Here is a 25,124-nt window from a genome sequence, read left to right on the forward strand (position 1 = left end):
GGTGCTCACAACACTGGGGCGGATACGTTCCGCGGGGGCGGGCAGCGGCAAGCTGCGCGCCCTGCGCAAGAACCGCCTGGCCATGACCGGTGGCGTCATCGCCGCCGTGTTCGTCCTCGTGGCGCTCTTCGCGCCGCTGGTCGCGCCCTACGACCCGGCGCGCCCCGACTTCGCCGACGCCCTCGCCGCGCCCGGCTGGTCGCACTGGCTGGGCACCGACGACCTCGGCCGCGACCAGCTCTCCCGCGTCGTGTACGGGGCGCGGGCGTCCATGCAGGTCGGGGTGGTGGCGGTGGCGCTCGCCTTCCTCGTCGGCGTACCCCTGGGACTGCTCGCGGGCTACTACGGCAAGTTCACCGACAGCGTCGTCTCGCGGCTCACCGACACGATGCTGGCCTTCCCCTTCCTGGTCCTGGCCGTCGGGCTCGCCGCGGTGCTCGGCCCCTCGCTCACCAACGCGACCATCGCGATCGGGATCTCGCAGATCCCGGCCGTCATCCGCATCACCCGCGCGGAGACACTGCGGCTGCGCCACGTCGACTACGTGGCCGCCGCCGTCGCCAACGGAGGCGGCGACGCCACCGTGCTCTTCCGGCACATCCTGCCCAACGCCACCTCGGCGCTGACCGTCCAGGCCACCGTCGGCATCCCCGCCGCGATCATCGGCGAGGCGCTGCTCAGCTTCCTGGGCCTCGGCGTCCAGCCGCCGGAGGCCTCCCTCGGCGTGATGCTCTCCGGCGCCCAGTCCTTCCTCGCGCCCGCGCCGTGGATGGCGGTCTTCCCCGGACTCGCCGTCGTCGCGGCCACCCTGGCGTTCAACCTGCTCGGCGACGGCCTGCGGGACGTCCTCGACCCCCGAGGAGCCACCCGATGACCCAGCCAGTGACGACCGAACCGGTACTGAGCGTGCGCGACCTGTCGGTCTCCTTCCGCTCCGACACCCGCACCGTGCACGCCGTCGACCACCTCTCGTACGACGTCGCACCGGGCGAAGTGCTCGCGGTGGTCGGCGAGTCGGGATGCGGCAAGTCCGTCACGGCGATGGCCGTGATGGGGCTCCTGCCGCCCACCGCGCACATCGAAGGGTCGATCAGACTCGGCGGCGCCGAGATCGCCGGAGCGAGCGAGAAGGAGCTCGGAAGGGTCCGCGGCAAGGACATCGCGATGATCTTCCAGGAGCCGATGACCTCGCTGAACCCGGTCCTGACCATCGGCCGGCAGATCGGCGAGGTGCTCCGGCGCCACCAGGGCCTGTCGAAGAAGGAGGCACGCGCGCGTGCCGTCGAACTCCTCGACCTGGTGGGCATCCCGGCCCCCGCCCAGCGCGTCGACGAATACCCCCACCAGCTCAGCGGCGGCATGCGCCAGCGCGTCATGATCGCCATCGCGGTCGCCTGCGACCCGTCCGTACTGATCGCCGACGAGCCGACCACCGCCCTCGACGTCACCGTCCAGGCGGGCATCCTCGAAGTCCTCCAGTCGCTGCGCGAGCGGCTCGGCACCGCGATCGTGCTGATCACCCACGACCTGGGCGTGGTGGCCGACGCCGCCGACCGGGTCCTGGTCATGTACGCCGGCCGCCCCGTCGAACAGGCCCCCGTGCACGAACTGTTCGCCGAGCCCCGCCACCCCTACACCCGCGGCCTGCTGGGCGCGGTCCTTCGCCCCGGCGGCGAGGGCAAACGGCGCCTGCCCGAGATCCCCGGCCTGGTGCCGAGCCTGGACGCGCAGCCCGACGCCTGCACCTTCGCCCCGCGCTGCGCCCACGCCGACGACCGGTGCACGACGCGCAAGCCCGGCTTCAAGGCCGTCTCCCTGGACGCCGGAGCCGACGCCGCGCACCGGGCGGCCTGCTGGCACCCGCAGGACGCCGCCGTGCTCACGCCCACCATCCAGGAGGCCGGACAGTGACCCCGACACCCGTTCTTGAACTGCGCGACCTCCAGCGGCACTTCGCGGGCCCCGGCGGCACCGTGCGCGCCGCAGACGGCGTCACGCTCACCGTCGGCAAGGGCGAAGTCGTGGGCCTCGTGGGGGAATCGGGGAGCGGCAAGTCGACCGTCGGGCGCTGCGCCGTCCGGCTCGACGACCCCACCGGTGGCACCATCCGCATCAACGGCACGGACGTGACCCGCCTCTCGCGGCGCGCCCTGCGGCCCCTGCGCAAGGACTTCCACCTCGTCTTCCAGGACCCCTCCTCCTCGCTCGACCCGCGCATGACCGTCGGGCAGATCATCGCCGAACCCCTGCGCCTGCACTCCATCGCCAAGGGGGACGCGGCACGCGCGCGCGTGGCGGAACTCCTCGCCCAGGTCGGCCTGCGCCCCGAGCACGCCGACCGGCATCCGCACGAACTCTCCGGCGGGCAGCGCCAGCGCATCTCCATCGCCCGCGCGCTCAGTGTCGACCCGGACCTCCTGGTGGCCGACGAACCCACCTCCGCCCTCGACGTCTCCGTCCAGGCCTCGGTCCTCAACCTCCTGGCCGACCTGCAGCGGGACCGCGGCTTCGGGTGCCTGTTCATCACGCACGACCTGGCCGCGGTGGAGTTCCTCGCCGACCGCATCGCGGTCATGTACCTCGGCCAGATCGTCGAACAGGCGCCCACCGTCGAGCTGTTCGCCGACCCCAAGCACCCGTACACCCAGGCGCTGCTCTCCGCGGCGCCCGTACCCGACCCGGCGCTCCAGCGCACCCGCGAGCGCATCGTCCTCAGCGGCGAACTGCCCAGCCCGCTCGCCCCGCCGCCGGGCTGCCGCTTCCACACGCGCTGTCCGCTGGCCGTCGACCGCTGCCGCGTCGAGGTGCCCGAACTGCGCGAACTTCCCGGAGAGGGCCACCGCCAGGTCTCCTGCCACCTGGTCGCCGACGACGGCAAGGCTCCGGACGCGGCCGCCGCCCCGACCCTCCGTACGATCCCCAGTACCCGCACCGCACGCTAGGAGCAGCTCACTTGTTCACCACTAGGCCGACCCTCCAAGGCACCTTCGGCATGGTGTCCTCCACCCACTGGCTCGCATCGCAGTCCGCGATGGCCGTCCTGGAGGACGGCGGCAACGCCTACGACGCGGCCGTCGCCGCGGGTTTCGTCCTGCACGTCGTCGAGCCGCACCTCAACGGGCCGGCAGGAGAGGTGCCGATCATCCTGGCGCCCGCCGACGGTGAGGTGCGGGTCCTGTGCGGGCAGGGCGTCGCGCCCGCCGCAGCGACCGTGGAGCACTACCGCGCGCTCGGCCTCGACCTGGTGCCGGGCACCGGGCCGCTCGCGGCCGCCGTACCCGGAGCCTTCGACGCGTGGATGGTGCTCCTGCGCGACCACGGCACCAAGTCCCTCGCCGACGTCCTCAAGTACGCCATCGGATACGCCGAGGACGGCCACGCGCCCGTGGAGCGCGTCGGCGAGACCGTCGAGACCGTGCGCGAACTCTTCACGACCGAATGGCCCTCGTCGGCCGAGGTCTACCTGCCCGAAGGCCAGGCCCCGCGCCCCGGCGAACTCCTGCGCAACCCGGCGCTCGCCGCGACCTGGCGCCGCGTGATCGAGGAGGCGGGCAACGGCTCGCGCACCGAGCAGATCGAGGCCGCGCGGAAGATCTGGAGCGAGGGCTTCATCGCCGAGGCGCTCATACGCCAGGCCGCGGTCCCCACGATGGACACCAGCGGCTCCCGGCACACCGGCACACTGACGGCCGCCGACCTCGCCGGATGGGAAGCGACCTACGAGGCCCCGGCGACGTACGACTGGAACGGCTGGACGCTGTGCAAGGCGGGCGGCTGGAGCCAGGGCCCGGCCTTCCTCCAGCAACTGTCGCTGCTGCCCTCGGAGCTCGCGGACCTGCCCGCCTACGGCTCCGCCGACTACGTGCACCTCCTGATCGAGGGCTGCAAGCTCGCCATGGCCGACCGCGAGGCCTGGTACGGCGACGCCGACGGCACCGGCACGGTCCCCGTCGCCGAGCTGCTGTCCGCGGCCTACAACGACGAGCGCCGGACGCTCATCGGCGAGAAGGCCTCGCACGAACTGCGTCCCGGAAGCCCCGGCGGACGCACCGCGAAGATCTCCGCCCACGCGCGCGCCGTGGCCGACAAAGAGCCCGGCTTCGACGCGCTCGGCCTGCCCGGAGCGGGCGCAGGCGAGCCGACCGTCGCCAAGAGCGGCACCTCGCCCGTGCCCGGCGAACCGGCCGTCTCCGCGGACGGCGCCACCCGCGGCGACACCTGCCACCTGGACATCGTGGACCGCTGGGGCAACATGGTCGCGGCCACGCCGAGCGGCGGCTGGCTCCAGTCCAACCCGGTCGTGCCCGAGCTGGGCTTCCCGCTCGGCACCCGCCTCCAGATGGCCTGGCTCGAAGAGGGCCTGCCCAACTCCCTGGTGCCGGGCCGCCGCCCGCGCACCACGCTCACCCCGTCCCTCGCGCTCAAGGACGGCGTACCGGTGCTGGCCTTCGGCACCCCCGGCGGCGACCAGCAGGACCAGTGGCAGGTGCACTTCTTCCTCGCGGTCGCGCTGCGCGGCTCCGTACGCGGCGGACTCGATCTGCAGGGCGCCATCGACGCCCCCAACTGGCACAACGACAGCTTCCCCGGTTCCTTCTACCCGCGCGGCATGCGCCCGGGAAGCGTCACCGTCGAGTCCCGCATGGAAGAGGGGGTCATCGAGGAGCTGCGGCGGCGCGGGCACGACGTGACGGTCGGCGAGCCCTGGTCGGAGGGGCGGCTGTGCGCGGTGGCGCGTGATCCGCGCACCGGGGTGCTCTCGGCGGCGGCCAACCCGCGCGGGATGCAGGGGTATGCCGTGGGGCGGTAGAGAAAGCGGGGAACTGCGCGAGGACGGACCACGATCCGCGTCCGGCGACGGCGCGAACCCGGCCGACGCAGCTTCGGGGAAGCCCTGCGGCACGGCCGGGTACGCGGCGCGCGACGCCGCGTACCCGGCCGAAGGCGGGCGTCAGGACCGGCCGCTCGTCTCCTGGCCGTCCAGCGATTCCTTCGTCGACTGATCCGGCTCCCGCGGCGAGGGCAGGGCCACGGTGGCCGCGGCCTCCCGGCGGCGCGACACGGCGCCGCCCACCAGTGCGGCCACCGGCTGCGCGAAGCGCGCGGTCAGCGGGCCGACGATCACCAGGATCAGGACGTACGCCGTGGCCAGCGGGCCGAGCGACGGCTCGATGCCCGCGGTGACGGCGAGCCCCGCGATGACGATGGAGAACTCGCCGCGCGCCACGAGGGCGCCGCCCGCCCGCCACCGCCCCTTGACGGAGATCTTGGCGCGGCGTGCCGCCCAGTACCCCGTGGCGATCTTCGTGCACGCCGTCACGACGGCGAGCAGGAGCGCGGGAAGGAGCACCGGCGGGATGCTCGCCGGATCGGTGTGCAGACCGAAGAAGACGAAGAAGACGGCGGCGAACAGGTCCCGCAGCGGCGCCAGGAGACTGTGCGCGCCCTCGGCGACCTCGCCGGACAGGGCGATGCCGACCAGGAACGCGCCCACGGCGGCCGACACCTGGAGCTGCTGCGCGATCCCGGCGACCAGGATGGTCAGGCCGAGGACGACCAGGAGCAGCTTCTCGGGGTCGTCGCTCGACACGAAGCGCGAGATGACGCGGCCGTAGCGCACGGCGAGGAACAGCACCAGACCGGCCGCCCCGAGCGCGATGCCCAGGGTGAGACTGCCCGCGGCCCAGCCGACACCGGCCAACAGGGCGGTGATGATGGGCAGATACACGGCCATCGCCAGGTCTTCGAGGACCAGGATGCTGAGGATGACGGGCGTCTCGCGGTTGCCCAGGCGGCCCAGGTCGTTCAGGACCTTCGCGATGACCCCGGACGACGAGATCCAGGTGACGCCAGCCAGGACGACGGCGGCCACCGGACCCCACCCCATGAGGAGCGCGGCGATCGCGCCCGGCACGGCGTTGAGCCCCATGTCGACCAGACCCGCCGGGTACTGCGTCTTGAGATTGCTGACCAGATCGCTGGCGGTGTATTCGAGCCCCAGCATGAGCAGCAGCAGGATGACGCCGATCTCGGCGCCGATCGCGACGAACTCCTCACTGGCGCCCAGCGGCAGCAGACCGCCCTCGCCGAACGCGAGCCCGGCCAGCAGATAGAGCGGGATGGGGGAGAAGCGGAACCGTCCGGCGAATCTGCCGAGCAGCCCGAGCGCGAGAATGATCGCGCCGAATTCGATCAGGAAGACAGCGGAGTGCATCGAATCACTCCCGCCCGAGTATCGCGGCGGCGCTCTCCACACCCTCGCGGGTGCCGATCACGATGAGGGTGTCCCCGCCCGCGAGACGGAAGTCCGGCGTGGGCGACGGAATGGCCTCGGCCCTGCGAAGTACCGCGACGACGGAGGCACCTGTCTCGGTGCGCATCTGGGTCTCGCCGAGCACCCGCCCGTTCCAGTGCGAGGAGCCGGCCACCTCGATGCGCTCGGCGACGAGACCGAGATCGGTGGTGTGCAGGAGGTTCGGGCTGTGGTGCGAGGGCATCAGCGCGTCGATCAGCGCGTCCGCCTCACCCGAACTCAGTCGCAGCGAGAGCGCGCACTCGTCCGGGTCGTCGGCTCGGTAGGCGCTGAGGGTGCGCGCGCCGTCCCGGTGCGCGACGACCGAGATCTGCCGATGTTCTCGGGTGGTCAGGTCGTACCGGATTCCGATGCCTGGAAGTGGCGTCTGGCTCAGACGTGAAGCGGGCACAGCTCTTCCCCTAGGTGCTGATCGGGCTGATGGGCGTCAATACGGCGTTAAGGTCACCCTATCGGCCCACTCTTTGCCAGAACTTGGTGGTAGAGGTCCCGCGCCCGGACTAGTGCGGAATCGGCCCGGTCTAGGGCTGACGTTCCGCCAGCACCGTCTCGACGGAATCGGCCTCCGCGGGCGACTTGTCCTCGCGGTAGCGGACGACCCGGGCGAAGCGGAGCGTGACGCCGGCCGGATAGCGGGTGGACTTCTGCAGCCCGTCGTAGGCGATCTCGACGACGAGCTCCGGACGTACGGTCACCACAAAGCCGTCGTCGCCGACCGCGAGCTCACGCAGCCGCTCGGTCTGCCAGGCGAGCATCACGTCGGTCATGCCCTTGAAGGTCTTGCCGAGCATGGCGAACGTGCCGTCCGGTCGGCGGGCGCCCAGGTGGAGATTGGACAGCTTGCCGGTCCGCCGCCCGTGCCCCCACTCGGCGGCCAGGACCACGAGGTCCAGGGTGTGCACGGGCTTGACCTTCAGCCAGCTCGCACCACGCCGCCCGGCGATGTACGGAGCGTCGAGGGACTTGAGCACGACGCCTTCATGGCCACGGCGCAGTGTGTCGGCGAAGAACTCCTCGGCGGCGCGGAGTTGGGCCTCGTCGGCGGGGTCGGCGACGACGGTGCGCCGCACCCGCATCGGCTCGGGAACGAGCCGCGCCAGATGGCTGTGCCGCTCGACGAACGGCAGGTCGAGCAGATCCCGCCCTTCGGCGTACAGGACGTCGAAGAAGACGGGGGACACGGGAAGTTCGGCGGCGGCGGTGGCGACATCGACACGGGACCCGACGCGTCCGGCGATGTCCTGGAAGGACCGGGGTCTGCCGTCGCCGTCGAACGCGATGACTTCCCCGTCGAGAATGAAGTCCCCACCCGCCAACTGCTCTGCGCCAGAGGTGAGTTCGGGTAGCCGGTCGGTGATGTCGTCGAGGGTGCGGGTGTACACACGGACGCCGTCGGCATCGCGGTGAACCTGCACACGGATACCGTCCAGCTTCTCCTCGACGGCACAGGGCGCACCCAGCTTTTCGACCCCTTCGGCGACGGAGCCGGCGCCGTGCGCGAGCATCGGCAGCACGGGCCGCCCGACGCTGAGCCGGAACTCCTCCAGGGCGCTCGGCCCCCTGGCGAGCAGGGCCTCGGCGACGGGTGTCACCGCCCCGGCCAGCATCACCGCGCGGCGCACGGCGGTCGGCGGGGCCTCGGTGGCCCGGGCGAGCCCCTCCACGGCGATGGCGTCGAGCGCGCCCTGCCGGACCTCACCGGTCAGCAGCCCAAGGAGGAACCGCTGCTCCTCGGCGGTGGCAGCCCCCATCAACTCCCGTACGAGTCGCTTGCGTTCGGCCTGCGAGCCCTGCCCGGAGAGCGCACCGATGGCGGTGAGCGCGGCGTCCGTGGCCTGGACGGTGAGGGTGGGCTCGGCGGCGGCCGGAGGCGGCTCCTTGAGGAGGCTCCACCCGATACCGAGCCTTCCCTGGGGGAGGCGTCCGGCGAGGTAGGGAATGACGATGGGGGCGTCGGCGGGGCCGGCGGCCCGGAAGAGGTCGGAGAGGAGGGCGATCTTCTGCGACCGGGCGGGGGTGGTGGCCACGGTGGCGGACACGTGGGCGAGGCGGGCTAGGAGCATGCGATGTCCATTCCCCGATCGGGCACCTTTCCGAAACCAGGGGGCTCAGGGATGGAATTCAGCCCGTCCGGCGTTCGAGGGCGAACTCGGCGGAGCCGGTGATCGACGGCCACCGAGGCCCCTGCGCCAGAGTGGCCCGCGGCGGAGCCGCACATGTCACAGCCGGGAAGGGGCGGGGCTGGGGACTGAGTCCGTTGCCCGCACCCCCACTACGGGCTGTGGCAGACATAGATCGGCCCGACCCAGCGCTCGCAGACCGGCTCAGGCGGAGACGTGGGCTCGACAGGGGTGGGCTCCACGGGCGTCGGCTCCACCGGAGTAGGCACCGGGGTGGGCGTCTGGGTCGCAGGGGGAGGCGTGGGCGTAGGGGTAGGCGTCGGGACCGGCGGAGTGGCCGGTTCCGACGGCTCGGCAGGAGCCACCGGCTCCGCAGGGACCGGCGCCTCGGACTGATCCGGCGCCACAGCCTCGGGAGCCTCCGGCTTTGCGGGAGCCTCTTCGGCGGCAGGCTTATGCTCCGGGGCTTCCGCCTCCACCTCCGCTTCTGCTTCCGCCTCCGCAGGAGGAGAACCAGGCTCCGGCGCATCCGGCGCATCCGGCGCATCCGGCGTATCCGGCGCAGGAGCCGCCGGAGCTGCGGGAGCCGTCGGAGCTGCGGGAGCCACCGGCGCCGGAGCCTGCTCCGGCACCCCCCTCTCCACAGAAGCGGCTCGCTGCGGCGGCACCGCGTGGCCCGACCCCGACCCCCCGAGCAGAAGCCCCGCCGCCACAGCCGCCCCCACCAGGGACGCCCCCACAGCTCCCACCGCGGCAACGGGCAGCTTGCCGCCTCCGGTGAGGGCATGACGTACGCCGTGCAGGAAGCCGCCGTGCCCACCCGAGCCGGCAGCGGAGCCCGCCCCCACCGAACCTGCCCCCACCGAACCCGCCGCCAGCGGCACGAGGAACTTCCCCGCACCACCCAGAACGAAGATCAGCAGCGCAGGACCGACCAGCGCGGGCAGCCGGTCGTTCGCGCGGGCGAGCAGCGCGAGCCTGCCCCGGCAGTCGGCGCAGCCGTCGAGGTGGGCGAGGAGCCGCTCGGACTGCCGGGCGGAGGCCTCGCCGCGTATGTGGCCGGGTATGCGGTCCCAGTGCTGTTCGCACGCGGGGTCCTCCGGCGTGCCGGGATGCGCGCGCAGGAACGCCTGCCGCATCCCCTCGCGGGCCCGGTGGAGCAGGACGGCGGTCGCACCCTGCCCGGCGCCGATCCTGCGGCCGACCGTCTCCAGCGGCTGTCCCTCCGCCTCGGCCAGCCACAGTGCCTTCACCCAGCGCTCGGGCAGCTGACCGAGCACCCGGCCCAGCAGATCCACGGACGAGACACGGTCACCCGGGTCATCACCGACGCCTGCCACCCCACCGAAAGCACCGAAGGCCTCTACGGCCTCGACGGACTCCGGGGCATGCGGATCATGCGGCGTCTCGCGCGCGGAGCCGCGGCCCACGGTCACCGCGAGGTTCCGCACGGTCGTCATGAGGTACGCCGGTACGTTCTCGATCTCGTGACCCGCGGACAGCCGCCGCCAGACACGGAAGTGCGCCTCGGCGACGAGGTCGTCGGCGACCCAGGCGTTGCCGGTCAGCGAGCGCGCGTAGGCGACGAGGCGCGGCTGTTCCTCCTCGTAGATACGGGAGTACGTGGCCGTGGCGGGCGTCGTGACGGGCCCGTCGGCGGATGCGTCGGCGGATACGTCGGTCATGGCAGAGCACTCTCCCGGTCCCACTGCGGGTGGTTCGGACGAGTTCCAGAGCCTAGGTGTTAAATGTCCGACTTGTGGGGCTGGAGTGGCATACGTCACAGAGATTGTCCCGCGTGGCGCGTAATGAACCCCCTGGTCGCGGACTCGAACAGGCACGGAAGAAAGCAGAGTGCGCAGCGGGAGCTGCGACAGCAGAGGAGTCCGATCATGGCCGTCACCCTTGAGCAGCCCGCCCGTGCCCGTCTGGTCGCCCCCGAGGGGCGCGAGCGCGCGCTGCCCGTGACCCTGCGCTACGCGGCCGACGACCCCCTGGCTGTCCAGATCGTCTTCCCGCCGGAGGCCTCCCTCGATGGCGCGGAGGTCACCTGGATCTTCGCCCGCCAGCTCCTCGAAGAGGGCCTTCGCGCCCCCGCGGGCGGCGGTGACGTGCACATCTGGCCGTGCGGGCGGGCGCGCACGGTTCTCGAGTTCCATGCGCCGCAGGGTCTTGCCCTGGTGCAGTTCGACAGAGCCGTGCTGCAGCGGTTCCTGGTGCGCACCTACGCGGTCGTGGGTGCGGGGCGCGAGGTCGCGGGGCTCGACCTGGACCAGGATCTGGCCCGTCTGCTGGGTGGAGTCTGAGCGCGACGTACGCACCCATCCGCCATTAGGTTAGGCTTCCCTAACTTAATCATGGTGGGTGGTTTTCGGCCGCCCAGGGGAGGGGAATCCGATGGGGCATGGCTGGGAGGGAGTGGTCCTCAAGCTGTTCCGCGGCAAGGACTTCGAGTTCACCGTGACCGGGGCCGAGGACGTCACCGAGCACTACCGGCGCCTGCACCTCACGGACGGCGGCATGCTCGCACTGACCGGGGTGCATCCGACGATGTGGGTCCGCCTGTGGATCGACCAGGCGGACGGCAAGCATCATCAGCGCGCCTACACCCTGGTGGACCCCGACCCCGCCGCCGGGACGTTCAGCCTGGAGTTCGCCCTGCACGACGGCCGCGCGAGCGACTGGGCGCGCAAGGCGGGGCCGGGCGACAGGATCGAGGCCACGCTCCAGGGCACCGGCTTCGACGTGCCCGAGCCGCTGCCCGCGCGGCTCCTGGTGATCGGGGACACGGCGGCGGTCCCGGCCGTCAACTCGCTCCTGACGGCCATGCCCGACGTGCCGGCGACCGTCTGGCTGGAGACGCAGCACGCGTCGGACCACGACCTCGAACTGCGCCTCGACCCGGCCCTGCACGACCTGCACCGGGTGGAGCGACGCGACGCGGGCAGTCACCTGGTCGACGAGGTCAAGGCGGCGCTGCCCGCACTGATCGAGAACGACGGCGACAGGGCCGACGTGTACGTATGGATCACCTGCGACACGACGACGACCCGGGCCCTCACCTCCTACGTACGCAAAGAGCTCGCGATCCCGAAGCAGCGCGTGCACGCGCTCGGCTACTGGCGCCCCGAGAAGCGGTAGACGCGGGCCCTCCGCCGCCGGACCACCACCACCGCACCGGCCGCCAGAGCCGCCGAACCCGCGGCGGCGAGAAGGATCACGGTCCAGTCCGGGCCGTCCGCGTCGTGCGAGGTGGCGACGGGCTCGGCGGCGGGCGCGGGGCCCTGCGCCGTGCCCTGCCGTTCGCTCCTGGGGAGCAGCGAACCCACCGGCCTGACGTGCCCGGCGGCCCTGAACCCCCAGTCGAGAAGCGACCTGGTCTCCTCGTACACGCGGTATCCGCCGCTCGCCTGAGGGTTCATCACCGACACCACGAGGGTGCGACCGCCGCGCTGCGCCGCGCTGATGAGGGTGTTGCCCGCATGGCTGGTGTAGCCGTTCTTGATGCCGAGCAGGCCGGGGTAGGGGGCCACGCCGTCGGCGCCGGTCAGCAGGCGGTTGGTGTTCTGGATGGGGTAGGACCAGTTGCCGTGCGGGAACTTGGCGACCGACGTCGAGCAGTAGCGGGCGAACTCCGGGTCCGCGAGCCCCGCCCGGCCGAAGATCGCCAGGTCGTACGCGGATGACACCTGCCCGGCCGCGTCGTAACCGTCGGGCGAGACCACATGGGTGTCGCGGGCGCCCAGCGCGCGTGCCTTGGCCCGCATCTGACGGACGGTCTGCTGCCAGCCGCCGTTGAGCTTGGCGAGCACGTGCACGGCGTCGTTGCCGGAGCTGAGGAACACCCCCCGCCACAGGTCGGCCACGCTGTAACTGCGTCCCGCCTCGACCCCCACCAGGCTGCTGCCGTCACCGACGCCGTCGAGCTCGCTCTGGGTGACCCGGTGCCGGGCGACGGCGTCCAGGTGGGGCAGCGCGGTGAGGGCGAAGAGCGACTTCAGGGTGGAGGCGGGCGGCAGTTGACGGTGCGCGTTCCGGGCCGCGAGCACTTCGCCCGAACGGGCGTCGGCCACCACCCAGGAGAGCGCGGAGACGTCGGCGGGGACGGCGGGGGCGCCGGCGCCGGGACGGGCCTGGATGCCCGGCCGGTCGAGAAGGTCGGAGGAGTACGCGGGACCGGGCCCCGGCGGCGTGGGCTCGGCCGCGGCGGCCGAGAAGGGTGTGGGCAGGAGGACCAGGGCGGCGACCGCGAGGGCCGCGGTGCGGACGGATGAGGAGCGCGGGAGGTACCTGATGACCATTCAGCCACCGTATGAGCGCCGCCCGAAGACCGCAGGTCAGCTTGGTCCGGCTGGATGTACGGGGGCGGTCGCGGACCGTGCCCGCGTGCGCTCTTCCCGAACCCGCCGTCCTTGCCCACACTGCTGGGCAGGGACGGCGGAGGGGGCTCGGATGGCCGCTCGACGGGGACGGCGAAGCGCGGTGCGGAAACGGCACAAGGCGCTGTGGAAGCCGGTGGCGGTGTTCGGCGGCATCCTGGCCCTGGAACTGATGCTGCTCTGGTCGCCCCTGCGGCCTTACGTGGCCGGGGCGTTGATCCTCGGCCTTCTCGGCGCCGTGCTGTGGTGGCTGTGGCGCACGGACCGCCAGGCACGCCGGGGAGATCGGGCCTGGCGGGAGAAGGAGGCGGTACGCGCGGGCCACCGGACGCTCGCCGAGGTGGACGCGATGACGGGCACCCGGTTCGAGGAGCTGGTCGCCGGACTCTGCCGCAGGGACGGCTGCGCCGAGGTGCGCCGCGTGGGCGGGGCGGGGGACAACGGCGCCGACGTGGTCGGGCGGCTCCCGGACGGCCGGTCCATGATCATCCAGTGCAAGCGGTACGCACCGAGCCGCACCGTCGCCGCACGCGATCTGCGCGATCTCCTGGGCTCCCGCGTGCACTTCGGGGCCGACGTGGCGATCTGCGTGACGACCGCGCGATTCAGCCGCCAGGCCCAGACCTTCGCGACGGGGAACGGCATCGCCACCCTGCACCGCGACCACGTGGGCCTGTGGAACAGCGGGGCCGCGCTGGAGTCACTGATCGGGCTCGGCGGCGCGGGCCAGGGGGACAACCGGCACCGGGTGCGCTGGAGGAAGACGTACGGATAGCTGCGTACGGGCCCACCCGCCAAGGGAGTTGTGAGCTCGGTCACGAAAACCCCCTCTCCCCAATACTTTCCCCTAGGTACCTACTGCACCTGCGCGGATAGCTTCCATCGAGTCAGCGCACTCAGCGCACTCAGCGCACAACGACTCGGGAGAACGACTCATGGGAGCGAGAATGATCGTGGTGACCGGAGCGACGGGCAACGTCGGCAGGCCGCTCGTACAGGCCCTCGCCGAGGCGGGTGAACAGGTCACGGCCGTCTCGCGCGGGATAACGGCGACGGACGTACCCGAAGGCGTCCGGCATCGACAGGCCGACGTGGCCGACCCCGCGGGCCTCGAACCCGCGCTCGACGGCGCCGACGCGCTGTTCCTGCTGACCTCCGGGGACCTGGTGCTCGGCGGCGGAAGCATCGACGGCGCCCTCGAAGCCGCGCGGTCCAGTGGCGTCCGGCGGGTCGTCCTGCTGTCCTCGCAGGGCGTCGGGTCGCTGCGGCACCCGCCGGTGTTCGAGGACGCCGTCAAGCGGTCGGGCCTGGAATGGACGGTGCTGCGCCCGGGAGGCTTCGGCTCCAACGCCTACCAGTGGGCCGATGCGGTCCGTGAGCGGCGGGAGGTGGCCGCGCCGTTCGGCGATGTCGCGCTGCCGGTCATCGATCCGCTCGACATCGCGGAGGTCGCGGCCGCCGCGCTGCTCGACGGCGGCCACGGCGGTGCGACGTACGTACTGACCGGCCCGGCGCCCGTCACGCCCCGGCAGCAGGCGGCGGCGATCGGGGACGCGCTGGGCGAGCCCGTGCGGTTCGTCGAGCAGAGCCGGGCGGAGGCACGGGCGCAGATGGTGCGGTTCATGCCCGCGCAGGTGGTGGACGCCACGCTGGCCATCCTGGGCACTCCGTTCCCCGAGGAGCAGCGGGTGAGCCCTGACGTCGAGCACGTCCTTGGCCGTGCGCCCCGCACGTTCGCCGAGTGGGCGGCGCGGAACGGGGCCGCCTTCAAATAACCGCCGCGAACCGGTCCTCCGGCAGGTCAGGCGGCCGTGGATACCGCCCGCCATCGTCACCGAACTGGCCACGCTCAGCCCCGAGTTCCGGCGGATCTGGGGCATCGGGGAGGCCCTGATGTGCGCGGCGGGCCGCAGGCGGCTGAGGCACCCGGCGGCCGGGCTGCTCACCCTGGACTGCGAGCCCCTGCACGTGCCGGCCGCGCCCCCGCGAGACGGGGCTTGTGGTGCACGTGTTCAGGGCCGAGGAGGGCAGCGCGGAGGCCGACGCCCTCGCGGGCCTTTCGTAGCGCCGCGCGAGGACGAGGCCGTAGGGGTTACTTCGGCAGGTTCGCCTCGATCGCGGCGATGACCTCGGGAGCGTCCGGCTCGGTCTTCGGACCGAAGCGGGCCACCACGTCGCCGTCAGCGTTAGTGAGGAACTTCTCGAAGTTCCAGCGGACGTCGCCGGTGTGCCCCTCGGCGTCCGCCGTGCCCACCAGGTTCCCGTACAGCGCGTGCCGGTCGTCGCCGTTCACGTCGACCTTCTCGGTCATCGGGAACGTCACGCCGTACGTCGCCGAACAGAACTCGGCGATCTCGTCCGACGTACCGGGCTCCTGGCCCATGAACTGGTTGCAGGGCACACCGAGCACGGTGAAGCCACGGCCCGCGTACTGCTCGTGCAGCCGCTCCAGACCCGCGTACTGCGGGGTGAGCCCGCACTTGGAGGCGACATTGACGATCAGGACGGCCTTGCCGAGGTACTGATCCAGGTTCGCCGGACCGCCTTGCAGGCTTTCGATCTTTACTGCGTCATAGACAGACATGATCCGGAGCCTACGCTTCGGACGCCGCGGCCTTTGCGTCGCCTACGTCGACAGTTCGGCGCGCCATTGGCGTGGCCATTGTCCCGAGGGCGGGGGAGCTCCGCCGATGCCGAGGTCGGTGCGTGCCCTTTCGTAGAACTGGTCCCGTGCCGCACTGGCTATCTGGTGTGCTTTGGTCCAGTCGCTCGGTGCGCTGACGCCTTCCCGTACGAGTAGTTCTATGCCCCATACCGCTTCGTGCCATTTCCGGGCCGCGGCGATCGTGGACGCGTCTCCGACCAGCAGCATCGATTCCCATTCGGCCGCGCGCTGGGACTCGGCCTCGGCCAGGTCGGCGAAGCCGCGCTCCGGCTCCAGGGGGTCGGTCACGTCCGCGTACCCCAGGGCCGCGCCGATGCGCCACGCGATCCGCAGCTGCGCCTTGAGGACGTTTCCGTAGCGGCTGTACGTCTCGAACCGCTTCTCGTCCCACCGCTCCAGCTTCTGTATCTTCCACTTCCGCCGCTCGGTCAGGCTCTGGGCCGCGTAGGAACCCACGGAACCCACTACGACGCCGATCAGTGCCGGCAATTGGTCTGCAAGCGACATGGTCCCCCCTCGTCGTTCCAAGATGGTTGCCATCAGATGATGGCTCGCCGGTTCAGGCGGCCGCAGGCGATCAGCTCGACGGTCGTGGCCACCGCGATCGCCTGGACCGCCATGAGGGCGATCAGGACGAACAACTGCACCGCGCCCGCCAGGACGGGTGACGCGCCGCCCAGGAGCATGCCGACGAAGGCGCCGGGCAGCGTGACCAGGCCCACCGTGCGGGTCTGGTCGAGGCCGGGGAGCAGGGCGTCCGACGCGGCGGGGCGGATCACCTCCAGTCGGGCGTCCCGGTCGAGCAGGCCGAGGGCCAGACCTGCCTCGAACTCGCCGTGGCGGGAGTCGAGTTCGCCGAGGGCCCGGCGCCCGCCCAGCACCGTCGCGGTCAGCGCGCCGCCGATCAGGATGCCCGTCACGGGGATCATGGCGATGCCGCGCACCGGCAGGAGTCCCGCAAGGACCAGGCAGGTCACCACCGGGACGACCGGGCCCGCGATCGGCAGCGCCGCCCACCACCAGCTGCCGTTGGCGGTGATGCGTCGCCCCGCGGTGCGCGCGGCGACGGCGAACATCAGGAGCAGGAAGGCGAAGAGCGCCACGACGTGGTGGATCACCCAGCCGATCGCCAGGGACACCACACCCAGCTGTACGGCCGCCCGCACCCCGGCCACGAGGATCTCCCGCGCCCTGCCGTGCGAGCCGTCGGGGGAGAGGCGGAACACGGCGGCGGTCGTGGCCGCGGCGAGCAGCAGGACGAGGAGCGCCACGCCGAGCGTCGCGTTCACCGGAAGGAGAGCCTGAGCAGCGAGATCGCGCACGCGCCCACCCTAGGCGGCGATCTCGCCGCACAGATCGGAACACAGATCGGAACCGGGAACGCACCGGAGATCGGAACCCGTGCGTCCGGGGTCGTCGCGGACGGGCCCGGTCTGTGAGGATGCGGGAAGAACATGTGTTGCCGGACGAGCAAGCAACGCCGGAAGAAAGAAGGGCTGACCTCATGGCGCAGCAGGTACAGGGCGTGATCGCGCGCGCGAAGGGCGAGCCGGTACGGATCGAGACGATCGTCGTGCCGGATCCGGGGCCCGGGGAAGCCGTGGTGAAGGTGCAGGCCTGCGGGGTCTGTCACACCGACCTGCACTACCGCGAGGGCGGCATCAACGACGACTTCCCCTTCCTCCTCGGCCACGAGGCGGCGGGCATCGTCGAGTCGGTCGGTGACGGTGTCACGGAGGTCGCGCCCGGCGACTTCGTGATCCTCAACTGGCGTGCGGTGTGCGGCCAGTGCCGCGCCTGCCTGCGCGGTCGCCCCCAGTACTGCTTCGACACGCACAACGCCAAGCAGAAGATGACCCTTCTCGACGGCACGGAGCTCTCGCCCGCGCTCGGCATCGGCGCCTTCGCGGAGAAGACCCTGGTCGCCGCCGGGCAGTGCACCAAGGTCGACCCGGCCGCCTCGCCCGCCGCGGCGGGGCTCCTGGGCTGCGGGGTCATGGCCGGTATCGGCGCCGCCATCAACACGGGCAACGTGGGCCGCGGCGACTCGGTCGCCGTCATCGGCTGCGGCGGTGTGGGCAACGCGGCGGTGGTGGGCGCGCGCCTGGCCGGAGCCGCGAAGATCATCGCCGTCGACATCGACGACAAGAAGCTGGAGACGGCCAAGGGCCTGGGCGCCACGCACACCGTCAACTCCCGCTCGGCCGACCCCGTCGAGGCGGTCCGCGAGCTGACCGACGGCAACGGCGCGGACGTGGTCATCGAGGCGGTCGGCCGTCCGGAGACCTACGAACAGGCCTTCTATGCCCGCGACTTGGCGGGCACGGTCGTCCTGGTCGGGGTGCCGACACCGGAGATGCGCATCGACCTGCCGCTCCTGGACGTCTTCGGGCGCGGCGGCGCGCTCAAGTCGAGCTGGTACGGCGACTGCCTGCCCTCGCGCGACTTCCCCATGCTCATCGACCTCTATCAGCAAGGTCGCCTCGACCTGGACGCGTTCGTCACGGAGACGATCGCGCTGGAGGACGTGGAGAAGGCGTTCGAGCGGATGCACCACGGGGATGTCCTGCGTTCGGTGGTGGTCCTCTGATGGCCGCGCGCATCGACCACCTGGTCACCTCGGGCACATTCTCCCTCGACGGGGGCACCTGGGACGTCGACAACAACGTATGGATCGTGGGCGACGACAGCGAGGTCGTCGTCATCGACGCCGCGCACGACGCGGACGCCATCGCGGCCGCGGTGGGCGAGCGCCGGGTCGTCGCCATCGTGTGCACGCACGCCCACGACGACCACATCGACGCGGCCCCCGCGCTCGCCGCCCGCACCGGCGCGCCGATCCTGCTGCACCCCGCCGACGCGGAGCTGTGGAAGCAGACCCACCCCGACCGTGCCCCCGACGGCGAGCTGTCCGACGGGCAGGAACTCACCGTGGCGGGCACGCGGTTGCAGGTCATGCACACCCCGGGCCACTGCCTGGGCGCCGTCAGTCTCTACGCGCCCGCGCTCGCCACGGTCTTCACCGGCGACACGCTCTTCGCGGGCGGGCCCGGCGCCACGGGCCGCTCGTTCAGCGACTTCCCCACGATCGTGGACTCGATCAGGGACCGGCTCCTGACGCTGCCGCCGGAGACCGAGGTGCGCACCGGCCACGGCGACAGCACGACCGTGGGCGCGGAGGCGCCGCACCTGGAGGAGTGGATCGCCCGCGGTCACTGACCGCGCCGAACGAGGCCGCCGACCGCGCCACCCGCGGCCACCGGCCGCATCAACTGACGTACGCGACCGGGCTCCTGCCCGGTTCGTCCGACCGGCCCCGCGTGGTTCGCCGCGCGGGGCCTTCCGCGTACTGGCCCTGATCCACGATCTCCGATAAGTTAGGCAAGGCTTACCTAATGGAGGTTGAAGGATGGGTGTCCGTCACGCCAGCACGACCGTGCCCACTGCAGCGGCACGCGCTCGCTCACTGCTCACCACCGCCTGGTCCTGTGCGGTGACCACGGAGATCGGCAGGGATGAACTCGTCGGCGCGCACAGCGTCACGCCGGAGGGCATCCTCCTGCTGTCACCGCCCCCGGACAGCGCGCTGGCCACCGCGATGATCTGCGCACCGCGCGGCGAACCCTCCACGCTGGTGGAGTTCGCCGATGTCGCCCCCGTCCCGGTCAGGGACCGCATCCGGGCCCGGCTGTGGCTCTCGGGGTCACTGGTGCCCGACGGCGAGGGATTCGTCTTCGCCCCGACCTGCGCCGTGCTGCACGACTCCACCGGCGGCCGCATCGGCATCGACCTCGACGAACTCGCCCTGGCCGCACCCGACCCGCTGGCCGAGGCCGAGGCACGGCTGCTCACCCACCTCGCCGAGGCGCACGAGGACGCCGTCGAGCAGCTGACCCGGCTCGTGTGCTCGGACAGCCTGCACGGCGTGGTGCGCGTACGCCCGCTCGCCATCGACCGCTACGCCCTCACGCTGCGCCTGGAGAAGGCCCGCAGCCAGGCGGACGTCCGGCTGGCCTTCGACGAGCCCGTCGAGGACGTCACCCAGGTGACCGAACGCATGCACCTCCTGCTGACCAAAGCCCGGCACCTGCGCCGACCCCTACTGCGCCCCTCGGCTCCCGACGCCTGAATTCGCCGACCGCATCGACCGCAGCGCCAGCACCAGCACCCCGATGTCGTCGAGGAAGACCGGGTCGGGCAGCAGATCGGCCGGCAGGACGAGATAGGCGACCGCGCCCCAGAACACCCACTGGCGCTCGACCGGCAGCCCCGCCGCGCGCAGCGTCCGGCGCGTGCGGATCAGCCGTACGAGCAGCGCGATCGCGACCGCGAGTGTGGCGGCCACCAGGATCGCGCCGGCAACGAGGAGGACCGTGACTTCCGTGCTCATCAGACCTTGACCTCCGTCCTGCGACGTCCCGAGACATCCCGTGCGGGCACTCGGCCCAGGCTATGGGTACCCCCGGGACGCCGCGCGAACATCCCGTCCCGCCTTTCCGTGAGTGACCTTCTGCCCTCCTTCGACGGACCACTCGCCCTCCCATGACGGACGATGGAGGCCGGCACCACCGCCAGCTCCTCCAACTCCTTCCGGGAAAGGCAGAGATGAGCCAGACGAGCCAGACGCTGCTGACGGCAGGGCGGGTTCTGACCGGGCCGCGCGGCCGGTACGTCACGGACGGCGCCGTACTGACCCAGGGCGCGGACATCGTCGCCGCGGGCGCCCGGGCCGATGTCGAGCCCCTGGCACGCGGCGTGTCGCAGCGGTACGCGCTGCCCGACGCCACGGTGCTGCCCGGACTCATCGACGCCCACGTCCACCTGGTCTTCGACGCGAGCAAGGACCCCGTCGCGGTCCTGGACGCGCACAGCGACACCACCCTCATGGCGGCGATGGAGGAGCGGGCGCTGCGGTTCCTGCGCAGCGGTGTCACCACGGTGCGCGACCTGGGCGACCGCGGCCGTCTCACCCTGCGGCTGCGTGATGCGATCGCCGCTCACCGGGTGCCGGGCCCGCGGATCGTCGCCGCCACCACGCCCCTGACCACCAAAGGCGGCCACTGCTGGTTCCTGGGCGGTGAGGTCGAGGGGGAGGACGAGATCCGCGCCCTGGTGCGGCGCAACGCCGAGCTCGGCGCGGACGTCATCAAGGTCATGGCCACCGGCGGCGGCCTCACCCGGGGTGGCCCCGCCACCTGGCAGGCCCAGTTCGACGCCCCCCAGATCCGTGTGATCGTCCGTGAGGCGCACCGGGCGGGGCTGCCGGTCGCCGCCCACGCCCACGGCACCGCGGGGATCGTGGCCGCCGTCATGGCGGGCGTCGACACCATCGAGCACTGCACCTGGATGACGCGCAAGGGCCTCGGCCTGCGCGAGGACGTCCTGGACGCCATCGTCGACAAGGGCATCCGGATCTGCCCCACCGTCAGCCCGAACTGGCGGATGCTGCCGATGTTCTTCGGTGCCGAACGGGCCAAGGAGATGTTCGACCAGGTCCGCACGATGGCGGAGCACGGCGCACGGCTGATCGCCGGGACGGACGCGGGCGTCCAGCGGGCCGGCTGCGACGGCCTGGCCCAGAGCCTGGGCTTCTACCAGCACCTGGGGATCGAACCGGGCCGCGTCATCGACATGGCGACCACGGAGGCCGCCGACGCCCTGGGCATCGCCGACCACGTCGGACGCCTGGCGCCGGGCTACCGCGCCGACCTCATCGCGGTGCACGGCGACCCGCTCACCGACGTGGAGGCCCTGGGCGATGTCCGCCTGATCATGGCGAACGGCAGACTGGTGGACCATGAGTGAGTCATCGGCATCTCCCACGAAACCCGTCCAGGCACTGATCGTCGTCGACATGCAGTCCGCCTTCGTCACCGGGGACGGCGCCGTGCCCCAAGCGGCCCGCGTCCTGGACCGGACGACCGACCTGATCACGCGGGCCCGCGAGGCGGGCGCCCTCGTCGTCCAGCTCCAGAACGACGGCGAGCCCGGAAGCGTGGACGAACCCGGCACCCCCGGCTGGCGCATCCACCTCCCCACGGACCCCGACCGGGGCGAGAAGGTCCTGCGCAAGAGCGTCGACGACGGCTTCGAGGAGACCGGGCTCGCGGAACTGCTCGCCGAGGCGGGCGTGCACGACCTGGCCATCTGCGGGGTGCAGTCCGAGATGTGCGTGCTGGCGACCGCGCGTACCGCCTTGGAGCTGGACTTCCGTGTCGTCCTGCCGCACGACGCGCACGCGACGTACGACATCCCGGCCGCCGAGGGCATCAGTGACGTGGTCCCGGCGGCGATGGCGTCCCGGGTCGCCGAATGGGCCCTCGGCGACGAGGTCGAGATCGTCGCGAGGGCCCAGGACGTCGACTTCACCAAGCCGTTGGCCTGATGGCGACCGCGGGGGATCAGCGGGCGGTGTACGCGCCGTCCACCAGGTGGTAGCTGCCGTGGATGAACGAGGCCCGCTCCGAGAGCAGGAACACGATCAGCTCGGCGACCTCCTCGGAGTGACCGAGGCGGCCCGCCGGGTGCAGGGAGACGAGGGCGTCGTACGCCTCCTTGTCCATGTTCTGCAGGAGCGGGGTCTCGATGAAGCCGGGGCCGACCGCGTTCACGCGGACGCCCTTGGCCGCGTACTCGGCGGCGGCGGTCTTGGTGAGGCCGACGACGCCGTGCTTGGCGGCGACGTAGGCGGGGGAGCCGGCGAAGCCGACGGAGCCCAGTATCGAGGCGACGTTCACGATGGCGCCCGCGCCCGCGGCCTCCAGGACGGGCAGTTCGTAGCGCATCGAGTAGAAGACGCCGTCCAGGTTCGTGCGGATCACGCGGTTGTAGACATCGATGTCGTACGCGCCCGTCGGCTTGCTCTCGCCGCCGATGCCCGCGTTGTTCACCGCGAGGTCGAGCCCGCCGAACGTGTCGACGGCGAACCGCACGGCGGCCTCGACCGATGCGGGCTCGGTGACGTCCACGGCGACCGCGGCGGCCTTGATGCCCTCCGCGAGCAGCTGCGCGGCGGCCTTCTCGGCGCCCTCGGCGTTGTGGTCGGCGATGACGACGTTCGCCCCACCGGCGCCCAGGCGACGGGCGGTGGCCAGGCCGATGCCGGAGGCGGCGCCCGTGACCAGGGCGGTCTTGCCCGCGAACTCGGTGGCGTAGTCGGGGACGGTGGTGGCGGGGGTGGTGCTCATGGTGCTCTTCACTTTCCTCATCCGATGTGGGGGGCCGCGACGGCGGCCTCCTCGGTCAGAACGGCGTAGGCCCGCTCCACATGCGCGGTGAGGTCTGCGTCGTTCTCGTGCCCGCCGCGCGCCCAGCTGCGCAGGGCGGCGGTCAGCACTCCGGCGGCGGCGCCGACGACGACGGCCGGGCGCTGGTCCCGGACGGGGTCGGTGCCGAGCCGGTCGGCGATGATCCGGACGGACTCGTCCTGGGCGTCGACCCGGACGCGTTCGTACGCGGCGAACAGCGCGGGCTCCGTGTCGACGAGCGCCAGCAGCGCCCGCGTGCGGGACCTGCGATGCAGCCCCGGGGTCCGCGGGTCGGCGAGCCACTCCCGCACCGCCGCGCGATAGGCGGCCAGCGGGGGCTCGTCGGCGGGGCGGGTGCGCAGGGCGGCGTTGATGCGGTCGCCGTCGGCGCGGGTGAAGTCGAGCGCCGCGGCCTCCTTGCTGCCGAAGTGACGGCTGAAGGTGCGGCGCGTGACGTCCGCGCGCTCGGCGACGGCCTCCACGGTGACGGCCGCGAGGCCGTGCTCCAGGATCAGGTCGATGGCCGCGTCAGCGAGCGCTTCCCGGGTCTGCCGGGCCTTGCGCTGCCTGCGGTCCTCGCCGGCCCGGCCGGTCGGGTCGCTCCGGCCCGGGGCCGGGGCTCCTGGGCCGGATTCCGTCGCCTTGTTCATGTCTTCGACTGTACACCCATGATGTCCCAATGGGACACCTGTCCCGTCGGGACTCAATCAGAGGCGGCGGCTGAGGCGGCGGCTAGGGGATGCCGCAGATCGAAGACGCCGTACCCGAAGCCCCGCGCCGTCACGGCGCCGCCCGCGGCCTCCACGCCCGCCGCCTCCAGCGCCCGCGGTCCCCTCCCGGCCGCGAGGCCGGTGGTGAACGCCGCCGGTTCGCCGCGGGGGTTGATCACCACGAGGTGGCGCCCGCCCCTGACGTACACGAACGGGTAGCCGGTGTGCAGCACCTCCACCGAGCCGTCCGGGCCCAGCTCCGGGGTGGACTTGCGCAGGGCGATCAGGCGGTGCACGAGGTGCAGCAGCGAGGTCTCGTCGGCCCGCTGGGCGGCGACGGTGGGGCGGAGCGGGTCGGGGTCGAGGGGGAGGTAGAGGCGGTCGGCCGGGGCGGTGGAGAACCCGGCGTTCGGGCCGTCGTCCCACTGCATCGGCGTGCGCGACCCCGCCCGGTTGTAGCGCGGGCCGAGCACGCTGCCCTCGGTGTCGGGCAGGCCCGGGACGTAGCGCATGCCGATCTCGTCGCCGTAGTAGATCGCCGGGAGCGTGGGCCAGGTGAGCTGGAAGGCGAACGCCGCCGGGAGCTGCTCGGCGGTGCGCGGGCCGCAGTTGAGGCGGGAGAAGTCGTGGTTGGAGGTGGGCAGCGAGACATGCCCGGCGTCCCCCATGGCCTCATGGGCCGCCTGCCACGCCTCGACGAACGTACGGGCCGAGCCCTTGCCGCTCGGGTCGAAGAAGCAGTCGACGGGGTCCCACGCCGTGTCGTCGGTGCCCTCGCCGTTGTTCCACAGGGAGCGCAGGGGGCCGCCGTTGGTGGGGCCGCCGAACTGGAGGAAGAAGTCGGCGTGGAACCCGGCGGGCACGGACACGGCCGGATCGCCCCACTCCGAGAGCAGCACCGCCTCCGGATGGGCGGTGTCCAGCCAGCCGCGCAGCTCGGTCCAGATCGCGGCCGTCGCGCTGCGGTCCGGGTCGTCCTTGACCAGGGAGTGCGCCATGTCGACACGGAATCCGGCCAGGCCAAGGCGCAGCCAGTGGTCCATGACGGCGCGCAGCGCGGCCCGGTTGGCGCGCGGCCCCTCGGCGTCGACGGGCAGGCGCCACGGCTCGGCCGGATCCTTGCGCGCGTATCCGAAGTTGAGGGCGGGCTGGGAGTCGAAGAAGTTCGGCAGATACGCGCCGGGGCGGCTCCCCGGGGACCGCACGAAACCGTCAGGACAGCCCTCGGGCGCCCAGATGTAGCGGTGGTCCTGCGGGTCGTCGGCCGACGCGACGAACCACGGATGCCGGTCGGAGGTGTGCCCGGCCACGAGGTCGAGCAGCACCCGGATGCCGCGCCGGCCCGCCTCCTCCACGAGCCTGGCCAGGTCGTCGTCCGTGCCGTAACGGGGCGCCACGGAGAGGTAGTCGCAGACGTCGTACCCGGCGTCGCGGAACGGCGAGGCGAAGCAGGGGTTGATCCAGACGGCGTCGACCCCCAGCCAGGCGAGGTGGTCCAGACGCGCGGTGATTCCGTTGAAGTCACCGATGCCGTCTCCGTTCGAGTCGGCGAAGGACTGCGGATAGATCTGGTAGAAGACGGCGCCGGAGAGCCAGGCGGGGGCGGGACGAAACGAAGTCATGGCGGGGACGGGGCCCTTCTCTCGTACGGGTACGACGGCTGAGGCGGCGCGGTTGTCCCGATGCGGGC

26 protein-coding genes are annotated in these 25,124 nt (G+C 72.2%); 14 read left to right on the forward strand and 12 right to left on the reverse strand.

Features of this window, described 5'->3' with window-relative positions:
* Position 1: 1 nt before the first annotated feature.
* From ACZ6ZP_RS13865 to ACZ6ZP_RS13880, 4 genes are read left to right on the forward strand one after another with little or no spacing between them, the layout of a single operon-like run.
* Positions 2 to 874, forward strand: a complete 873-nt coding sequence (locus ACZ6ZP_RS13865) for an ABC transporter permease (protein WP_383817167.1) — start codon at positions 2 to 4, stop codon at positions 872 to 874.
* On the forward strand, positions 871 to 1,911 hold the full coding sequence (locus tag ACZ6ZP_RS13870; protein WP_351156992.1) for an ABC transporter ATP-binding protein: 1,041 nt from the start codon (positions 871 to 873) through the stop codon (positions 1,909 to 1,911). The genes ACZ6ZP_RS13865 and ACZ6ZP_RS13870 overlap by 4 nt, the downstream gene beginning before the upstream one ends.
* Positions 1,908 to 2,942 carry an ABC transporter ATP-binding protein gene (locus ACZ6ZP_RS13875; protein WP_383816710.1) on the forward strand — a complete coding sequence of 345 codons (1,035 nt, stop codon included), beginning with the start codon at positions 1,908 to 1,910 and terminating at the stop codon, positions 2,940 to 2,942. The genes ACZ6ZP_RS13870 and ACZ6ZP_RS13875 overlap by 4 nt, the downstream gene beginning before the upstream one ends.
* Before the next feature lie 11 nt (positions 2,943 to 2,953).
* Positions 2,954 to 4,810, forward strand: a complete 1,857-nt coding sequence (locus tag ACZ6ZP_RS13880; protein WP_469406845.1) for a gamma-glutamyltransferase family protein — start codon at positions 2,954 to 2,956, stop codon at positions 4,808 to 4,810.
* 141 nt (positions 4,811 to 4,951) lie between these two features.
* On the opposite strand, the gene ACZ6ZP_RS13885 is transcribed toward ACZ6ZP_RS13880, so the two are convergent.
* The 4 genes from ACZ6ZP_RS13885 to ACZ6ZP_RS13900 all read right to left on the reverse strand — a co-directional run bounded on the left by ACZ6ZP_RS13885 (position 4,952) and on the right by ACZ6ZP_RS13900 (position 10,118).
* On the reverse strand, positions 4,952 to 6,214 hold the full coding sequence (locus ACZ6ZP_RS13885) for a cation:proton antiporter (protein ID WP_469406847.1): 1,263 nt from the start codon (positions 6,212 to 6,214) through the stop codon (positions 4,952 to 4,954).
* A gap of 4 nt (positions 6,215 to 6,218) precedes the next feature.
* Complete coding sequence (locus ACZ6ZP_RS13890) at positions 6,219 to 6,704, reverse strand: cation:proton antiporter regulatory subunit (RefSeq protein WP_351156982.1); 486 nt, start codon at positions 6,702 to 6,704, stop codon at positions 6,219 to 6,221.
* 130 nt (positions 6,705 to 6,834) lie between these two features.
* Positions 6,835 to 8,376, reverse strand: a complete 1,542-nt coding sequence (locus ACZ6ZP_RS13895; RefSeq protein ID WP_361464079.1) for an ATP-dependent DNA ligase — start codon at positions 8,374 to 8,376, stop codon at positions 6,835 to 6,837.
* A 209-nt stretch (positions 8,377 to 8,585) separates the two neighbouring features.
* Complete coding sequence (locus ACZ6ZP_RS13900) at positions 8,586 to 10,118, reverse strand: sigma factor (protein WP_469406848.1); 1,533 nt, start codon at positions 10,116 to 10,118, stop codon at positions 8,586 to 8,588.
* 207 nt (positions 10,119 to 10,325) lie between these two features.
* Between ACZ6ZP_RS13900 and ssgD the strand changes: the two genes are divergently transcribed.
* Positions 10,326 to 10,739 carry a spore wall synthesis regulator SsgD gene (gene ssgD, locus ACZ6ZP_RS13905; RefSeq protein ID WP_361464076.1) on the forward strand — a complete coding sequence of 138 codons (414 nt, stop codon included), beginning with the start codon at positions 10,326 to 10,328 and terminating at the stop codon, positions 10,737 to 10,739.
* 91 nt (positions 10,740 to 10,830) lie between these two features.
* Positions 10,831 to 11,574 carry a siderophore-interacting protein gene (locus ACZ6ZP_RS13910; protein ID WP_469406851.1) on the forward strand — a complete coding sequence of 248 codons (744 nt, stop codon included), beginning with the start codon at positions 10,831 to 10,833 and terminating at the stop codon, positions 11,572 to 11,574.
* Here ACZ6ZP_RS13910 and ACZ6ZP_RS13915 read toward each other — a convergent pair.
* Positions 11,550 to 12,734 carry a D-alanyl-D-alanine carboxypeptidase family protein gene (locus ACZ6ZP_RS13915; RefSeq protein WP_469406852.1) on the reverse strand — a complete coding sequence of 395 codons (1,185 nt, stop codon included), beginning with the start codon at positions 12,732 to 12,734 and terminating at the stop codon, positions 11,550 to 11,552. The genes ACZ6ZP_RS13910 and ACZ6ZP_RS13915 overlap by 25 nt on opposite strands.
* Before the next feature lie 151 nt (positions 12,735 to 12,885).
* Here ACZ6ZP_RS13915 and ACZ6ZP_RS13920 point away from each other — a divergent pair, with 151 nt between their 5' ends.
* The 3 genes from ACZ6ZP_RS13920 to ACZ6ZP_RS13930 all read left to right on the forward strand — a co-directional run bounded on the left by ACZ6ZP_RS13920 (position 12,886) and on the right by ACZ6ZP_RS13930 (position 14,939).
* Positions 12,886 to 13,587 carry a restriction endonuclease gene (locus ACZ6ZP_RS13920; protein ID WP_351156965.1) on the forward strand — a complete coding sequence of 234 codons (702 nt, stop codon included), beginning with the start codon at positions 12,886 to 12,888 and terminating at the stop codon, positions 13,585 to 13,587.
* Between the two features lie 172 nt (positions 13,588 to 13,759).
* Positions 13,760 to 14,587, forward strand: coding sequence for an NAD(P)H-binding protein (locus tag ACZ6ZP_RS13925; RefSeq protein WP_351157971.1), 828 nt, complete (start codon positions 13,760 to 13,762; stop codon positions 14,585 to 14,587).
* Positions 14,532 to 14,939, forward strand: a complete 408-nt coding sequence (locus tag ACZ6ZP_RS13930; protein WP_469406853.1) for an MmyB family transcriptional regulator — start codon at positions 14,532 to 14,534, stop codon at positions 14,937 to 14,939. Before ACZ6ZP_RS13925 ends, ACZ6ZP_RS13930 begins: the two co-directional genes overlap by 56 nt.
* On the opposite strand, the gene ACZ6ZP_RS13935 is transcribed toward ACZ6ZP_RS13930, so the two are convergent.
* From ACZ6ZP_RS13935 to ACZ6ZP_RS13945, 3 genes are read right to left on the reverse strand one after another with little or no spacing between them, the layout of a single operon-like run.
* A complete protein-coding gene (locus ACZ6ZP_RS13935) occupies positions 14,905 to 15,396 on the reverse strand; it encodes a glutathione peroxidase (RefSeq protein WP_351156960.1) in 492 nt (163 codons plus the stop codon). The genes ACZ6ZP_RS13930 and ACZ6ZP_RS13935 overlap by 35 nt on opposite strands.
* A gap of 42 nt (positions 15,397 to 15,438) precedes the next feature.
* Positions 15,439 to 15,984 (reverse strand): hypothetical protein, encoded by a 546-nt coding sequence (locus ACZ6ZP_RS13940; RefSeq protein ID WP_351156957.1) that lies wholly within the window; start codon positions 15,982 to 15,984, stop codon positions 15,439 to 15,441.
* Positions 15,985 to 16,016: 32 nt separating this feature from the next.
* Complete coding sequence (locus tag ACZ6ZP_RS13945; RefSeq protein ID WP_351156954.1) at positions 16,017 to 16,799, reverse strand: ABC transporter permease; 783 nt, start codon at positions 16,797 to 16,799, stop codon at positions 16,017 to 16,019.
* A gap of 182 nt (positions 16,800 to 16,981) precedes the next feature.
* On the opposite strand from ACZ6ZP_RS13945, the gene ACZ6ZP_RS13950 reads away from it, so the two are divergent.
* From ACZ6ZP_RS13950 to ACZ6ZP_RS13960, 3 genes are all read left to right on the forward strand, one after another.
* The gene (locus ACZ6ZP_RS13950) at positions 16,982 to 18,067 is read left to right on the forward strand and encodes an S-(hydroxymethyl)mycothiol dehydrogenase (protein WP_351156952.1); all 1,086 of its coding nucleotides are present in this window, start codon (positions 16,982 to 16,984) and stop codon (positions 18,065 to 18,067) included.
* Positions 18,067 to 18,696, forward strand: coding sequence for an MBL fold metallo-hydrolase (locus tag ACZ6ZP_RS13955; RefSeq protein WP_469406855.1), 630 nt, complete (start codon positions 18,067 to 18,069; stop codon positions 18,694 to 18,696). Before ACZ6ZP_RS13950 ends, ACZ6ZP_RS13955 begins: the two co-directional genes overlap by 1 nt.
* A 190-nt stretch (positions 18,697 to 18,886) precedes the next feature.
* On the forward strand, positions 18,887 to 19,606 hold the full coding sequence (locus ACZ6ZP_RS13960) for a DUF2470 domain-containing protein (RefSeq protein ID WP_351156946.1): 720 nt from the start codon (positions 18,887 to 18,889) through the stop codon (positions 19,604 to 19,606).
* Here ACZ6ZP_RS13960 and ACZ6ZP_RS13965 read toward each other — a convergent pair.
* Entirely contained in the window at positions 19,577 to 19,867 is a 291-nt protein-coding gene (locus ACZ6ZP_RS13965; protein WP_351156943.1) for a DUF1232 domain-containing protein, read from the reverse strand. The two genes, ACZ6ZP_RS13960 and ACZ6ZP_RS13965, sit on opposite strands and share 30 nt — an antisense overlap.
* A 215-nt stretch (positions 19,868 to 20,082) precedes the next feature.
* Between ACZ6ZP_RS13965 and ACZ6ZP_RS13970 the strand changes: the two genes are divergently transcribed.
* Positions 20,083 to 21,282: an amidohydrolase family protein gene (locus ACZ6ZP_RS13970; RefSeq protein WP_351156941.1), complete on the forward strand. Its 1,200-nt coding sequence runs from the start codon at positions 20,083 to 20,085 to the stop codon at positions 21,280 to 21,282.
* Positions 21,275 to 21,862, forward strand: coding sequence for an isochorismatase family protein (locus ACZ6ZP_RS13975; protein ID WP_383816745.1), 588 nt, complete (start codon positions 21,275 to 21,277; stop codon positions 21,860 to 21,862). The genes ACZ6ZP_RS13970 and ACZ6ZP_RS13975 overlap by 8 nt, the downstream gene beginning before the upstream one ends.
* A gap of 16 nt (positions 21,863 to 21,878) precedes the next feature.
* Here the strand turns inward: ACZ6ZP_RS13975 and ACZ6ZP_RS13980 are convergent, their stop codons facing one another.
* Genes ACZ6ZP_RS13980 through ACZ6ZP_RS13990 form a run of 3 tightly spaced genes read right to left on the reverse strand, consistent with a single transcriptional unit; the run spans position 21,879 to position 25,056 of the window.
* A complete protein-coding gene (locus ACZ6ZP_RS13980; RefSeq protein ID WP_469406856.1) occupies positions 21,879 to 22,664 on the reverse strand; it encodes an SDR family NAD(P)-dependent oxidoreductase in 786 nt (261 codons plus the stop codon).
* 17 nt (positions 22,665 to 22,681) lie between these two features.
* Positions 22,682 to 23,374, reverse strand: coding sequence for a TetR/AcrR family transcriptional regulator (locus ACZ6ZP_RS13985; protein ID WP_366461621.1), 693 nt, complete (start codon positions 23,372 to 23,374; stop codon positions 22,682 to 22,684).
* Positions 23,375 to 23,427: 53 nt separating this feature from the next.
* Positions 23,428 to 25,056 carry an alpha-amylase family glycosyl hydrolase gene (locus tag ACZ6ZP_RS13990; RefSeq protein WP_469406858.1) on the reverse strand — a complete coding sequence of 543 codons (1,629 nt, stop codon included), beginning with the start codon at positions 25,054 to 25,056 and terminating at the stop codon, positions 23,428 to 23,430.
* Positions 25,057 to 25,124 lie beyond the last annotated feature (68 nt).

The sequence above is a fragment of the Streptomyces sp. NPDC054047 genome (genome assembly GCF_055585065.1).

Excerpts from the sequence above, each read along its gene's own strand:
- ACZ6ZP_RS13950 (WP_351156952.1), top strand. The coding sequence starts at position 16,982 with ATGGCGCAGCAGGTACAGGGCGTGATCGCGCGCGCGAAGGGCGAGCCG.
- ACZ6ZP_RS13910 (WP_469406851.1), top strand. The coding sequence starts at position 10,831 with ATGGGGCATGGCTGGGAGGGAGTGGTCCTCAAGCTGTTCCGCGGCAAG.
- ACZ6ZP_RS13975 (WP_383816745.1), top strand. The coding sequence starts at position 21,275 with ATGAGTGAGTCATCGGCATCTCCCACGAAACCCGTCCAGGCACTGATC.
- ACZ6ZP_RS13980 (WP_469406856.1), bottom strand. The coding sequence starts at position 22,664 with ATGAGCACCACCCCCGCCACCACCGTCCCCGACTACGCCACCGAGTTC.
- ACZ6ZP_RS13920 (WP_351156965.1), top strand. The coding sequence starts at position 12,886 with ATGGCCGCTCGACGGGGACGGCGAAGCGCGGTGCGGAAACGGCACAAG.
- ACZ6ZP_RS13935 (WP_351156960.1), bottom strand. The coding sequence starts at position 15,396 with ATGTCTGTCTATGACGCAGTAAAGATCGAAAGCCTGCAAGGCGGTCCG.
- ACZ6ZP_RS13895 (WP_361464079.1), bottom strand. The coding sequence starts at position 8,376 with ATGCTCCTAGCCCGCCTCGCCCACGTGTCCGCCACCGTGGCCACCACC.
- ACZ6ZP_RS13940 (WP_351156957.1), bottom strand. The coding sequence starts at position 15,984 with ATGTCGCTTGCAGACCAATTGCCGGCACTGATCGGCGTCGTAGTGGGT.
- ACZ6ZP_RS13990 (WP_469406858.1), bottom strand. The coding sequence starts at position 25,056 with ATGACTTCGTTTCGTCCCGCCCCCGCCTGGCTCTCCGGCGCCGTCTTC.
- ACZ6ZP_RS13985 (WP_366461621.1), bottom strand. The coding sequence starts at position 23,374 with ATGAACAAGGCGACGGAATCCGGCCCAGGAGCCCCGGCCCCGGGCCGG.
- ACZ6ZP_RS13955 (WP_469406855.1), top strand. The coding sequence starts at position 18,067 with ATGGCCGCGCGCATCGACCACCTGGTCACCTCGGGCACATTCTCCCTC.
- ACZ6ZP_RS13965 (WP_351156943.1), bottom strand. The coding sequence starts at position 19,867 with ATGAGCACGGAAGTCACGGTCCTCCTCGTTGCCGGCGCGATCCTGGTG.
- ACZ6ZP_RS13870 (WP_351156992.1), top strand. The coding sequence starts at position 871 with ATGACCCAGCCAGTGACGACCGAACCGGTACTGAGCGTGCGCGACCTG.
- ACZ6ZP_RS13885 (WP_469406847.1), bottom strand. The coding sequence starts at position 6,214 with ATGCACTCCGCTGTCTTCCTGATCGAATTCGGCGCGATCATTCTCGCG.
- ssgD (WP_361464076.1), top strand. The coding sequence starts at position 10,326 with ATGGCCGTCACCCTTGAGCAGCCCGCCCGTGCCCGTCTGGTCGCCCCC.
- ACZ6ZP_RS13915 (WP_469406852.1), bottom strand. The coding sequence starts at position 12,734 with ATGGTCATCAGGTACCTCCCGCGCTCCTCATCCGTCCGCACCGCGGCC.
- ACZ6ZP_RS13960 (WP_351156946.1), top strand. The coding sequence starts at position 18,887 with ATGGGTGTCCGTCACGCCAGCACGACCGTGCCCACTGCAGCGGCACGC.
- ACZ6ZP_RS13900 (WP_469406848.1), bottom strand. The coding sequence starts at position 10,118 with ATGACCGACGTATCCGCCGACGCATCCGCCGACGGGCCCGTCACGACG.
- ACZ6ZP_RS13970 (WP_351156941.1), top strand. The coding sequence starts at position 20,083 with ATGAGCCAGACGAGCCAGACGCTGCTGACGGCAGGGCGGGTTCTGACC.
- ACZ6ZP_RS13925 (WP_351157971.1), top strand. The coding sequence starts at position 13,760 with ATGATCGTGGTGACCGGAGCGACGGGCAACGTCGGCAGGCCGCTCGTA.